Below are 14,689 nucleotides of genomic sequence, written 5' to 3'. Positions count from 1 at the left end.
AAGCCGTCTCATGGAGTGAGACCTGCCGTCTCATGCGAGAGGTGACGCCATGAGTTTGCGACCCGATGTCACGTTGCCGCCGAAGCGGCGTCTCGATGCACTTGAGCGTCAGGCCATGACCTGGGTGCGGCGTATGGCGTCCGGCGAGATGACCCACGCCGATGGCGAGGCGCTGCGTGAGTGGGCGCGGCGCGACCCGAGCCATGCGAAGGCGCTGACGAACGCGCGTCGTCAGTGGCAGCACCTGACGCAAGCGGCCCATCAGCGCGCATCGGCAGCTGTCGTGTGCCCGGCACCGGCCCGGCCGCCCGCACCGCAACGAAAGGCCGAACGCGGCTTCGATCCGCGCCGTCGCTGGTGGCTGGCGGGTACCGCCGGGGCATTCGCGACTGCTGCAGGCGTTGCCGCGATTGGCGGGCCGCTCGGCTTGTTTCAGGGGACGGCCGCCTTGCGCGCGGATTACCGTACCGGCACGGGAGAACAGCGCACTGTGGCGCTGGCCGGTAACGTGTCCGTAGAAATGAACACGCGCACGAGTCTGGCGCTGCGCGCGGGCGGCACCCCCGGCATCGATCTGCTGGGTGGCGAAGCGGCGGTCGATTCCACGCGAACGGCGGCACCGTTCGAGATCGTCGCGGGAGCGGGGCGCACGATTGCGCACCGCGCACGTGTGGAAGTGCGCAACGTGGCGCAGAAGGTGTGCGTCACCTGCATCGACGGCGTGGCCGAGGTCGCGCATACGGCAGGACGCGTGCAATTGCGCGCGCGTCAGCAACTGGTCTACGACGAGCACGCGCTTCAATCGCTCGTGAATGTCGGCGACGGCGAGATGCCGGCATGGCGCGACGGCTATCTGAGATTCGCCGAAGTCCCACTCGGCGACGTCATCGACGAGATCAATCGCTACCGTCCCGGCAAGGTCGTGTTGATGAACGGCAAGCTGTCGGCGCGTCCGGTGACGGGGCGCTTTGCGATTCGCTCGCTCGACGTGGCCCTGGGGCAGATCGAGCACTCGCTGCAACTCTCCGCGCATACCTTGCCCGGTGGCATCGTTCTGCTCGGATGACCCTAGGCGCTGCGCTTCGTGAAGGCTTGACCGTGTCACGAAAGATTCAAATAAATCCTTGCCGATTGGCGCGCGCCGATCGGTCTTAGTCCCGAGAGCGTCAAGCGTTCGCATCGCTTGAACGAAAACCTGCCAGGGCCGTCGCTGGCGTTGTCGCGAGATAACGTCCCACGGCCGCACGAGACGCCAGACGGGATTGAGATGACCATGCACAAGCGCGTAGTTTCCCTATCAACTCGCACGCGGGCCAGCGCACGTCTGCCGCGCATTCGGCCGCTTGCCCAGGCCGTGGCCGTATTCGCCGCAAGTAGTGCCATGATCGGCGCAGCGCATGCGCAGCAAGCCTTCAGCAACGCGTGGTTTGCCGCGCGCGGTGCGGCGCAATCCACCGCTGCACAGACGGGCCGTCTGCCGAACGGCATGCCGGTGTCGTCGCTGCAAAATCCGGGTGAACAACAGCAACGCGCGGCGCAGGCGCTCCAGAATTCGATTGCCAATCTCGCCACTGCCGCCCAAGGTATCGCTGCGATGCAGGCCGCGCAGAATGCCGCACGTCAGGCGGCTGCTGCAACGCCGGAGACCATTCCGGATGGTCTTGCCGAGGGCGGTCTGAAAGTCGATACCAATAGCCTTACCGCTGGCTGGATCAACGCGAACAAGAAAATCGCGCAGGATCGCGATGCCGCGGGCAACACCAAGGTGGCCGTCGAGCAAACGGGCGAGAAGGCGATTCTGAACTGGGAGACGTTCAACGTTGGCCGTCGCACGACGGTCGAATTCGTGCAGCAACCGGGTTGGGCCGTGCTCAACCGCGTGAACGATCCGCAAGCGCGTCCGAGCCAGATTCAGGGGCAGATCAAGGCCGGCGGCACGGTGATGATCGTCAACCGCAACGGCATTCAATTCTCGGGAACGGCGCAGGTCGATACGCGCAACCTCGTGGCGGCAGCCGTCGGCATGACGAACGATCAGTTCAATCGCGGCATCTACGGCGCCGCAGTGTCCGGCGCGACGGTGCCGACGTTTGCCAACGATCTTCAGGTGAGCGGCTCAAGCGTGTCGCACACTGGGGCGACCGCCGACGTGACGGTGGACGCGGGTGCACGCATCAACACGCGACGTCCGCAATCGGTGACCGAAGGCGGCGGCTATGTGCTGCTGCTCGGGCGCGAAGCCCACAACCGCGGCACCATCGTCACGCCGTCGGGGCAGACGGTGGTCGCCGGAGGCGATGCGTTCGTGATACGGCGCGGTGTCGGCACCGATGGCAATCTCAATTCGAGTACGCGCGGCAACGAAGTCGAACCGAAGCTGTTGCCCGGATCGACCGCTGGCCGCGTAAGTAACAGCGGGCTGATTCTGGCGGAACTCGGCGACATCACGCTCGCGGCGCGTCAGATCGAGCAGAGCGGGGTGCTTGTCTCTACCACCTCGGTCAATACGCGCGGCACGATTCACCTGACGGCGAGCGGTGACAGCAATGCGCTGGTGCGCGTCGCCCCTGGTGCTCTCAATGCCGTCGTGCTCGACACGTCGGGCGATGCGGCACTCGATGCACAGCGCACAACGCTGCTGGCCGAGGCCGGCAAGGTCGCGGAGTCCGGGCTGTTCAACCGCCGGGATCAATCGCTCGTGCAGATCGTTTCCTCGGGCGACGTACTTTTCGATCGCGATTCACTCACGCTCGCCACGGGCGGTCAGATCAACGTGCTGGCCACGCGCCGTGCCATGGCGATGGAGCGTGCGAAGCTCGACGTCTCTGGCGCCGTGGGCGTGCAGGTCGCCATGTCGGCGAACAATCTCGAAGTCAACGTGCAGGGCAACGAGCAGCGCGATGCGCCGAGCAATCGCGACACGCATCGGCTCAACAACCTGACCGTCTACATCGACCGGCGCTATCTGGTACGTGTGCCTGCGGGCACGCAGGGCTACACCACCGACCGCTGGTACACGCAAGGCGGCCTGCTGGAAGTGAGCGGGTATCTGAACACGGCGTCGCATGGCATCGGCGAGTGGGCGGCGCAGGGCGGCACGGTACAACTGGGCGGCGCGGAAGTGGTGACGCGCCCCGGTTCGCTCATCAATCTGGCCGGCGGCACGCTCGACGTGCAGACCGGCATGATCCGGCAAAGCTGGCTGCGCGGTGTAGACGGGCTGTTGTACCGCGTCGATAACGCGCCGGGCGATTTGCGGTACCTCGGTGTGTATCGCGGCTTCCAAGCCGAACACGCCCGGTGGGGAAAGAACACCACCGAGACGTATGCCACGCCGTTCATTGCGCCGGGGCAGCGTCTGGAGAACGGTTACACGGTCGGGCGCGACGCAGGGCGATTGATCGTTTCAGGTCCGTCGGTCGTGCTCGAAGGCAATGTCGATACTACTGTCTATCAGGGCCCGCGCCAGACACAGGCCGCCGATCGAGTGCTTTACGACGGGTATCTGCAACCGCAGCTTGCTGCACCACGTGCCGGTCAGTTGATCGTCGGCAAGCTCACGCCCTATTACGACGACGCCACGCTCTCGCTGCGCGACAGCCCTTCGGCCGTCGCGCGCACCATTAATGTCGGCGACGTTCAGGCGTTGGCGGCAACTATTGCGCAGGGAAGTCCTCTTGACGCTCAGCGCGCAGGAAAAATTACAATCGACGCGGACTGGCTCAATCGTCAGCAATTCGGTGGCGTGAAGCTGCTGGCAACGGATGAAGTGACGCTCTCGCGCGACATTCGTGTAGCGGACGGCGGCGATGTGGGTCTGCATGCTACGCGAGTGAACATCGATGCGAACGTCGCGGCGCGTGGCGGCTCGATTGCGGCGGGCAACGTCGTGCAGCGTATGCTCTCTGCGACTGGCAATGGCGCATGGGGCGACTCGCCCTTGACGGCCCCTGCGCTCGTGGCGGGCGGCCAGTCCGTAAAGGTGGCGAGCGGTGTGACGCTTGACGCACGCGGCCTGTGGAGCCGGGCGGATGACGGCGAGGCCGGCATCCACGGTATGCCGTACCTCAATGGCGGCAGCGTCGTGCTTTCGACTACCGGGGACGTGCGGGTGCAGCAGGGCAGCACCATCGATGTCTCGTCCGGTGCCGCGTTGCTCTCGGGCGGCACGGTGCGCGGCGGTAGGGGCGGCAACGTCTCTCTGCTTGCCAACCAGTACGACATAAGCGGCAAAGGCACAGGCGAACTGCATCTTGATGGCGCGCTGCGCGCCTACGGCGTGAGCGGTGGCGGCACGCTGACACTGAGCACAGGCAACAGTGTTGTGATCGGTGGCCCGATGTCGCTTGGCGCCACGCCCGACACTTTGCTCAACCCGTCGCTCTTCTCGACAGGGTTTTCGCGCTACGACGTAGCGGGCCAGCTTGGTGTGACGGTCACCGATAACACGCGCCTCGACGTCACCATGCCGGTGCTGAACGTCGATAAACAAGCCGCTGGCGACGCTGTCAGCGGTAGTGACCCGTCCGGCGTACTGTCGGTCTTTCTTGCGCCGGTCTGGCAAAGCGATGCTGCGAAGGGCGCCATCACGCAGCGTGGCGGGGCCGATCTCGCGCTTTCCACCGGCGCGCTGCGCAAGCGCGGACAGTTGAGCGTTGGCGAAGGCGCTCGGATTGAAGTCGACCCGGGCCGCAGCATCACGCTCACAGGTAACGGGCAGATGACAGTGCTCGGCACGCTACGGGCAGCATCGGGCACTGTCAGCTTGTTGCCCAGTCCGTTCAGCGCAGTCGACGGGTATGACGGACCTGAGGGCACGTTCACACCGACGTCGATCTGGCTGGGGGGCAATGCCGTGATCGACGTCGCGTCACGGGCGTTCGTGGCGCAGGATGCCTCGGGCGCGATTTCCGGCAAGGTCGCCGCAGGCGGCACCATCCAGATCGGCGCGAAGTATGTGGCGGGCGCTATGCAAGTCGAGGCCGCCGACGCGTTCGTGATCGTGCGCCCAGGTGCGCGGCTCGATGCGTCGGGTGCGGCCGCCGACGTCGATGTCCCGGGGCAGGGACGCACGCATGTGGTCAGCAACGGCGGGGTCATCTCTCTTGCGTCGGCACGCGGCCTCTATCTCGACGGCGACATGAAGGCCGTATCCGGCGGTGCGGGTGCGGCGGGCGGCACGCTGAACGTTGTGCTGGAGACGCTCGCCTACGGTATGGTCGATCGCGTGACGTTGCGCGGCCCCATGGTGGACGATTCCGTACGTGTCGCGCACGAGATGATTGTGGCGCAAACGCAGGGCAACAGTCTGCTCTCGGAAACACTGCGCCCCGGCACGCTCGGCGGCGGGCTGACGCTGGGTAGCGCGCGCATCGGTGTGGATCGTGTGACGGCGGGTGGTTTCGGCAACCTCGCGCTGTTTGCGAACGGGATGATGGATTTCGACGGCAACGTCAATCTCGCGCTCGGTCAGAGCCTTCGCCTGACGGCGAGTTCGTTCGGCCTGACGGCGAGCGCTCCACGGGACACACAGGTCAGGTTTACGGCACCCGTCGTGCAACTCGCTGGCCCGACGCGCCAGCAATTCGACAACTACATCATTCCCAATCCGGTGAGCGGTTCGAAGAACTCGGGGCAGGGAAGCGGGAGGCTCGGCGTGCCGTTGCTGGCCGAGAAGGCCAAGTTCGAAGTCGACGGCGCACTGATCGACGTATCGGGCCGGATGCAGTTCGGCACAGCGGGGACAATCGAGACCAACGCCGGTACTCCCGTCAGTGTCTTGCGTGATGCCTTTGGTAACGTTGCGTTGCGCAGCACCGGCGATCTTCGTCTGCTCGACAAGACCGAAGTCTATTCGCCCGGCGATATGACATTGGCTGCGGTGCAGATCTATCCCGGACAGAACGCGGCCGCAAAGATTGTCGTGGGGCAGCGCAGCTATCCGAGCGACTGCTGTGTGCGTCAGACCATGCTGGACCCCGAACGTGTGCTGACCTTCGAGCGCGTTGGCGACACGCTGGCACCTCAGCCATACTCGCTGTTCGGCAGGATGACCTTTTTGGCGGGGCAGATTCGTCAGGGCGGTGTGTTGCGCGCCCCGATGGGAAGCATCACCTTCGGTTCGCTGATAAACACGGAAGCCAACGGCCTTCTTCACCTGTTGCCGGGTAGCGTGACGTCTGTGAGTGCGAACGGACTGGTGATGCCCTATGGCGGCACGCTCGACGGATTGAGCTATCTCAACGCTTCCGCCGACGCGGTGTACGCGCTGGCGGGCGGCGGACCGTCGGTGATCGTGTATAGCCATTCGCTGGCTGTGGAGCCGGGCGCTGTCATCGATCTGTCGGGCGGGGGCGAAATTCGCGGTGCGGCCTTCCTGACCGGACGTGGCGGCTCCGCCGACGCACGTCTCGCGCCACTCATGCAAGTGGTGCAGACCGGCACGAAGGGAAGTTTCCGCCTGCCGTCGCTCTCATCGAATCCGGTGTACGCGATCGTGCCCGGCGTGCAACCGGCCTATGCGCCTGTCGTGAGCGAGAACGGTGCCGGTGCGCCGCTCGCCGGACAGCAGATCACCATCGGCGCAGGCGTGCCGGGACTGTCTGCGGGTACCTACACGCTGCTGCCTTCGACGTTCGCGTTGCTGCCCGGCGCATATCGCGTCGAGTTGCAGACGCAGTCCGTGTCTCAGACGGGGCTGGCGCCGGCCGCGATGCGCAACGGATCGCTGACGCTTCCCGCGCAATTGAGTGTGAACAACACCAGCATTCGCAATACCACGCCGACCCAGGTTGTGCTCACTTCGGCAGATGTACTGCGGACCTACTCGCAATACAACGAGATGAGTTACGCCGACTTTGCGCGTGCCACGAGCGGGCGCGTCGGGGCTCCCCGTGCGTTGATCGAGGCAGATGCCAAGCGTCTCGATCTCAATTTCCTGTCGGATAGCTACCGGGGCAAGATTGGCAACGCCCCCGCGTTGCGATTCGAGGGCACGGCAAACGTTGCACCGGCCAAGGGTGGCTACGGCGCGAGTCTGCTCGTCAGTGCCGACAACATCGAAATTCTTGGGGCCGGTGCGACACCTCGGCAGGGCAACACCACGCTGACTTCGCTCAGGGCTGACGATTTGAACGCGATCGGTGCGGCGCGCATCGGGATCGGTGCATTGCCGGTAGTCGCCAGCGATAACTCGGAGTCGATTCTCAATGCCACGACGGCAGGGTTCGGCGGCAAGACGAATAGCGTGGTGCTGCGCGGCGGCGCCATGCTGCGCGCCAGCGAAGTCTTCCTCGTGACGACTACGCCGACTCAAGGCATCACCATAGAGCAGGGCAGTGGCATCAATACACTCGGCTACGGCATGCCGATGTGGGATTCGACGATGGGGTATACCTACGCACCGGGGGCGTCGGGTGTGCTGGCGGTGTCCAATGGGCGGCTCGCCATGCTCGCACCGACGCCTTCCAATCCGGGCGATTATTCCGGGGCGGGATACATCGACCTCGGCGTCTGCGCGGCGGGTGCGACATGCGCAGGTGAAACGCTGCTGCTTTCCGAAGGTTCGATTGCTGTGGCGACCGACAAGCGGTTCACGATCACGGATGCCGTGCGCTATGGCACGCGTCAGTTATCGCTCTCCGTCGGCCGGGTCAACGTCGGCGAACAGGCGTCGCTCGACGCACTCGCGGCGTCCAGACGTCTGGCGGAAGGTCTTACGCTCAACCAGACAGTGCTTTCGCGACTGATGCGCGGCGACAGGCTCTATGGCGCGCCCGCGCTGGAAAGCCTGTCGCTTATCGCCCGCGATTCGATCAACTTCTACGATTCAGTCGAACTCTCGACCATCGACGCGGCGACGGGCAAGTCGACCATCGATGCGCTCGTGCTGGGCACGCCCGCGATCTTCGGATACGGCGCGAGCGATGCGATCGCACGCATTCGTACCGACCGGCTTGTATGGACCGGTTCGAAGTCGCCGGCGGGGGCCATCGTCGCGGGCGGGGCAGGCACCGGCAGCGGACGGCTGTCCATCGATGCGCGCGAGATCGAGTTCGGCTTCGGGCCGGCCACGCAGCGGGACGTCAACCACGACATGAACCGTATGACCGTCGGTTTCTCGACAGTCGAACTCAACGCCAGCGAGCGTGTGAGCGCCAACCAGAAGGGCAGCCTGTCCGTCTATCGCTCGCAGAACGTGTGGAACGATCAGAAGCAGGATTTCGATTACAGCGGTGGCGACGTCGTCATCGATACGCCGCTGCTCACCGGCGCGGCGGGGTCGGTGAATCGTTTAATCGCGGGCGGCAATGTGTCGGTATCCAACGCCAGTGCGCGTGCGAAACCCGTGATCGACAACGCCATGCTGGTGGCCGCACTGGGTGCCGAGGTCGGGCTGACGGCGGGTGGCGCAGCCACCGTCGACACGAATGTCGTACTGCCGAGCGGCCGCCTGACGGTGGCCGCACAGGGCGATGTGACGCTCGGTGACGGCGCGCAAATCGATCTGGCCGGACGCAAGCTCGATTTCTTCGACACCAGCAAATACAGTTGGGGCGGCGATGTGGGGGTGTCGAGCGCGAACGGCAACGTGCGCCAGACTGCCGGGTCGCGCATCGACCTCTCGGCGGTGGAGAACCGGGCCGGGAAGCTCACCGTTGCCGCGTTGGCGCCGACGGGCGGTGTCGTGTCGCTGGCGGGCAAACTGCTCGGCAATGCCAGCGGACGCTACGACGCGGGCGGCACATTCGTACCGTTCACGGCGGGCGGCGTGGATATTCGGGCACAACGCATCGACGACTTCGCCGCACTCAATGCGCGTTTGACCGAAGGCGGTGTCTTCGGCAGCCGTAGCTTCCAGATCAAGCAGGGCGATCTCGTCATTGGCGACGAACTCAAGGCGCGTGAGATCACGCTGTCGATCGACGGCGGGCGGCTCGATGTGCTCGGACGCGTCGACGCGAGCGGCGCGCAGGCAGGCACCATTCGCCTGTCGGCGCGCGACGGCGTGACGGTCGGCGGCAACGCGGTGCTGGATGCGCACAGCACGACGTTACGTCTGGACAGTTACGGTCAGCCCATCGAGGCGTCCAACCGTGCGGTCATCGAGATCAACGGGGATCAGGGGCGGGTGGTGCTGGTCGATGGGGCGCGACTCGACGTGCGTGCCGGCACGAACGATAAGAATGGCGCTTCGCTCTCGGCAGGCACGGTCGAGATCAGTGCCAAACGGTTGGGCGGTGCGAACGAGGCGCAGGGCAACGACATCGCCATCGACGCGGGCGGCAACGTGGTGATCGACGGTGCGCGCTCCATCACGGTCAACGGAATGTTCCGCGACACCCATGCACCGGCGGGCACCGATGTCGCTGTCGACGGCCGACCGTATCAGGTCGTCAATCAGGCCTATCTGGACACGCTTCACGGGCAGAACGAGACGTTCATGTCGAACGCGCTGGCCAACGGCGCGTTGCTGGCCCGTCTGGCCGGATTGCGCCGCTACGCCGACGCCTTCCATCTGCGCCCGGGTGTTGAGATCGTCAGTGCGACGCCCAATGGCGATATTCACCTCGACGGCGACATCGACATGTCGCGCTATCGCTACGCGAGCCTGAATCCGAACATGCAGAAGACCGGTGTCTGGGGCAGCGGTGAAGCGGGCGCGCTGACGATCCGCGCGGGGGGCAATCTGAACGTCTTCGGCAGCCTGACCGACGGGTTCGATACCAGCAAGCTCACGCCGAACGTCGACAACAAGGGGTGGGTGCTGACCAGCGGAAAAGCGGGGTGGGGCGGCGATGCCGTGGTGCCGGTGGGCGGGCTGGTGACGCTCGCCGCTGGCACTGTGTTCCCGGCGGAGCGCAAGCTCAACTTCGACGTGCAGGTCGCGGCGGCGAAGCTGCCTGCTGGCACGCGTCTGCCTGCACGCGCCACACTTGGCGCCGATCTCACGCTGCCTGCCGGCACCGTGCTCGGCGCCGCCGTGCGCGATGCTGCGGGCAACGTGGTGTATCCGGCCGGTACGGCGTTGACGTCGGCGTTGACCTTGCGCTCCGGCATGCAGCTCGATGCCGGGATGTTGTTACCCTCGGAGACGTCTGTCGGCGCTATGCGATGGCCCGCGGGCGCCGTGATGCCGGTGGACTTCAAGCTGGCCGTCGATGTGCCGTTGCGCAAGGGCGCGATCATTCCGGCCGAGACCGACGTCAAACTGCCGGGAGACGTGTTGTTCGTCAACGTCCGCCCGGCGGATGCCGACGGCAATCAGGGACAGCTCCACGCGATTGCGCCGATGCTTCAGGCGGGCTCCGCATCGTGGTCGCTGCGACTGGTCGCCGGGGCCGATACGTCGGCGGCCGATCCGCGGGCGTTGCAACCGTTAGGGACCGATGGACACCTGATTCTCTCGGACACCCATTACGGCATGGGCGAACTCAGTGTGCTCAGGCCGGGGACCGGCACGCTCGGTGTCTACCGTTGGGGGCCGGATGCATGGCAACTGGGCGGTGTCGAAGGCGAGATCGTGACGCAGGGCGAATTGGATGCCTGGGGCATTACCTCGGCCGCAGACATCGACATGTGGAACGGGTACTACGACGCGTTCCACCTCGTGACGCCGGGTATTCCTGCCGAGTACGACACGAAGACGCAGCCCGCTCGCGAACCGATCTTCAGCGTGGTGCGCACCGGCACGGGCGATCTCGACATGCTCGCGGCGGGTAACTTCACCATGAACTCGCCGTTCGGGGTCTACACGGCAGGCACACAGGCGCGTGATGTGGCGAGCGCCTACAACCTCGCACGCGCCAAGCTCAAGAGCACGTCCGTGCTTGGCACGGAAGGCGCGTCATTCGAGAAGTACGTCAGCGGTGCGCAGAGTCTCTACACCGCGTGGTATCCGGAGCACGGCGGCAATCTGTTCGTGCGCGCTCAGGGCGATATTCGTGGCGACACGGTCGGCACGCGCGACCGGTATCAACGTGCGACAAGCTTTGGTGCGCCGCGAGCCGTTCCGGATTCCGGCAATGTGGGCAATTGGCTGTGGCGGCAGGGATCGGGCTCCGCGATTGCGCAGGGTGGCGTTCCCACTGCCTGGTGGATCAACTTCGGGACTTACACCTTCGGCAAGGAAGCCGGCTACGGGGTGTATGAATTGGCGCCGTTCCTGATCGGCTTCACCGGACTTGGCACGCTCGGCGGCGGCAATGTCGTGCTCGAAGCCGGTGGCAACGCGGGCATGCTGGAGTCACGCATCGGGGCGGGGAATGCCGACGGCACGCTCGCGTTGGCTCGCAGCGAGGGCCTGAATGTGTCGGTCGGCAGCACCGGGCGGGTATCGGCCGATGGCACGCAGATCCAGTTGACGGGCGGTGGCGATCTCGACGTGCGTATCGGCGGCGGGCTGAACCCGGTGCGCGAAGTGCGCGCCGTCGCATCGGCCAACAGCGTGGTGAACGATTCGACGGCTTGGCGCAACGGCAATCTGGCGTTGTATGGCACGTTCACGAATCTGCGTGGCGCCACGCGCGTCGAGGCGGGCGCGCTCGGTGGCGTCGACACGCTATTCGGTGTTCCCGACTTGCGCGAAGCACGGGCACGCGATGTGTTCACTGCGCAGACGGCGTTCGCGACCGGCGGCCCGACGCTGGTGCTTGGCGACTCGACCGCTCGTATCGACACGCGTGGTGATCTGGTGATCGGCGGCTACGGCGATGCCACGCGCTTGCAGCAGCGCACCAACGGCACGCCGTTCTCGGCCGCCGGTGTCAACTACGGCGGCGAGGGCCACAGTTGGTTCACGTTGTGGACGCCGTCGACCGCTATTGACTTGTTCAGTGCCGGGGGGAATCTCTCGCCCCTTACGGCCGTCGCCGACAATCGCGAGGGGGCGAACTATGCGGCGACCGACGGCCGCTTCGTGTTGCCCGCGACGCTTCGTGCCGTAGCGGCGAGCGGCAGCATTTACAACGGTTATTCGGCAACGGGTATTCGTGATGTGGCCGGGGTTTCCACCATCGGCGATACTCCCGCGTTGCTGGCGCCCGAGCCTGTCAGCTCGTTGTTCAAGGTCGTGGCCGATGGCGGGGCGCTCGAGATGATCGCGGGCCAGTCGCTGCTTGGGTCCGGCTTTCCGATCAGTCGCTCGGCGGCGGATCCGACGGCCTTGCCTACGCCGCAAAATCCGGGGTTTGCCGGTGGCGTGCGTAGCGCATGGTTTGGCCGCGTGTACCTCACCAATGTCAAACAGGACGCGCTCGCGCCGCAGATCATCACTTCCCCCGGTCAGGACTCGGCAACGCAGTTTCCGATGTTCAGCCTGACCCCGGCCACCGTGTCCGGTTATGACTTCACCGGTATTTCGCCTGCACGCTTCTATGCGCTCGCCGGCGACATCGTCGGGTTGCAGACGGGGGGCATCGACTATCGCGACAGCATACTGCCCGCACCGGGCACCTGGCCGACGTGGTACGAGGGCAACGGCGCGGTGGCGATCCGGGCAGGACGAGACATCGTCAACTCGGGAACGCCGCTCGGCACCTATCTGAGCACCCATGCAGATTTCGCCGGGTGGAGCACCACGCCTGACTTCCAGGACCCGGTCAACAATCCGGGGCGACCAGTGAAGGCGTCGAGCGCGACGATGCGCGGCAATCTGATCGTGCAGAACTCGGCAGACGATGTTTCTGTGGTGTCGGCGGGACGGGACATTCTTTACAGCACGTTCTACGTGGCCGGCCCGGGGATGCTGGAAGTCACGGCGGGGCGCAACGTCTTCATGGGCGACAAGGCCGAGTTGCGCAGTCTCGGCGCGCTCGCCAACGTCAAGCCGGGCGACCGGAGCAACGGGGCGGGGATTGCGGTGGCGGCCGGTGTGGGGCCGAAGGGGCTCGACGGCATCGACTTCAAGGCGTTCGCGGCTCGATATCTCGATGCGGCGAACCTGGCGGACGGATCTCGGCCATTCGCCAATCAGCCGGGCAAGGCCGTGGTCGTATATGGCGGGGAGCTTACGCTCTCGGGGTGGCTGCGTCAGGAGTTTGGTTATGACGGCAACGCGGCCGGCGCCGATGCCTTCCTCGTCAAGAAGCAGACGGAACTCGACGCGGCGAGTAAGGCGGCGGACAGTGCCGGCGGCGCGGCGAAGCGTGATCTGCGCAACGAATTCGCGCAGCAGAGCCAACTGTATCTCGTGAATTGGCTGGCCACACGCTTCGGTGGACGCAACGGTCTGGGCGTGCATTTCGATGCGGCGTCGATGGATGCGCGTCAGTTCTTCGATGCGCTTCCGGCCGAACAGCAACGCGCGTATTTGCGCGATGTGTACTTCGCCGAGTTGCGGGCATCCGGGCGTGAGTACAACGACGCGAGCGGCCCGCGTGCGGGGAGCTATCTGCGCGGGCGCGAAGCCATCGCTACGCTTTTCCCGGGCGGCTCGACCGAGTACGACGGCAGTCTCACGATGTACAGCAGCGCGCTCTACTATCTTCAGAACATCGGGCGTGAAGCGACGACGCGTCCGCGGCCTGGCGTGAAGTATCTGACGCAGGCGCAATGGGCCGCACGGGGTAGCCCGGCCTACGACGTTCCCCACTACGAAGTGCAGGACGCTGGCATTCATACGGACTTCGGTGGCGGGGTGAGCATTCTCACGCCGGGGGGGCGCACGCTCGTCGGCGTGGACGGTGGCTTCGTGCCGGGTGAGGGCTCGGGTGTGCTCACGCAGGGACGTGGCAACGTCGATATGTATGCGCGTGACAGCATCCTGCTTGGTCAGAGCCGCGTCTTCACGACGTTCGGCGGCAATATTCTGGCGTGGTCGGCGCTGGGGGATATCAACGCGGGCCGTGGCTCGAAGTCGACGGTGGTCTACACACCGCAGCGTCGCATCTACGACAACCTGGGGCTGGTATCGCTTTCGCCGACGACGCCGAACACTGGGGCTGGCATCGCTACGCTGAACCCGATCCCGGAGATTCCGCCGGGCGACATCGATCTGATTGCGCCGCTGGGCACGATCGATGCAGGCGAGGCGGGGATTCGGGTGTCCGGTAACGTGAACATCGCGGCGCTGCGGGTCATGAACGCCGAGAACATTCAGGTGCAGGGCAAGTCCGTCGGCATTCCAACCATTGCGGCTGTGAATGTCGGCGCGCTCACGAATGCCAGTTCAACGGCGGCACAGGCGGCGGCTGCGGCACAGGATGCGGTATCTCGCGATCGGGCGTCGGCGCGGCAGAATCAGCCGTCGATCTTCTCGGTGCGCTTGCTCGACGTGGGCACGTCGAGCGATGTGACTGGCAAACCGCGTGCCGACGGCGGGCGGACGTTGCGCTACGATCCGGCGTCGCCCGTGCAGGTGCTCGGACAGATGAATCTGAGTGAATCGCAGCTGCAGGCGCTTACGCCCACAGAGCGGAAAAACCTGATGCGCTGAAGCGGGTAGGGCTCCCTCGGTTGTGGGGGAGTCGTTCGGAACACGGCGAGGGGCGAGCCACGACATATTGAGAGGCTGGCAGGAGGAATTTGCTGGTTTTTCAAAATAGTTTCACAAAGGGCTTGCGCAGTTTGTCGAAGGTGACTAATATCTCGTCTCTCGCAACGACGGCGACGCAGCGAAAGCGGCGAAGCGGTATGGGGCGACGGGCTGGAAAGCCTGGTGGTCAGGGGTTTTGGGGCTTGCGAGTTGCTA

General features: G+C 65.3%; 2 protein-coding genes. Both read left to right on the top strand.

The genetic code is table 11. From position 1 onward, the window contains the following. Positions 1-49: 49 nt before the first annotated feature. Positions 50-1,066 (top strand): FecR family protein, encoded by a 1,017-nt coding sequence (locus tag PHO31112_RS25750; RefSeq protein ID WP_150624407.1) that lies wholly within the window; start codon positions 50-52, stop codon positions 1,064-1,066. Between the two features lie 207 nt (positions 1,067-1,273). Then, positions 1,274-14,434, top strand: a complete 13,161-nt coding sequence (locus PHO31112_RS25745; RefSeq protein WP_174995889.1) for a filamentous haemagglutinin family protein — start codon at positions 1,274-1,276, stop codon at positions 14,432-14,434. The last annotated feature ends 255 nt before the right edge of the window (positions 14,435-14,689 follow it).

Origin of the sequence: Pandoraea horticolens, assembly GCF_902459555.1 — a bacterium.
Taxonomy (GTDB): domain Bacteria; phylum Pseudomonadota; class Gammaproteobacteria; order Burkholderiales; family Burkholderiaceae; genus Pandoraea; species Pandoraea horticolens.
The sequence above is the reverse complement of the archived record's forward strand: the minus strand, read 5'-3'. Positions and strand labels throughout refer to the sequence as shown.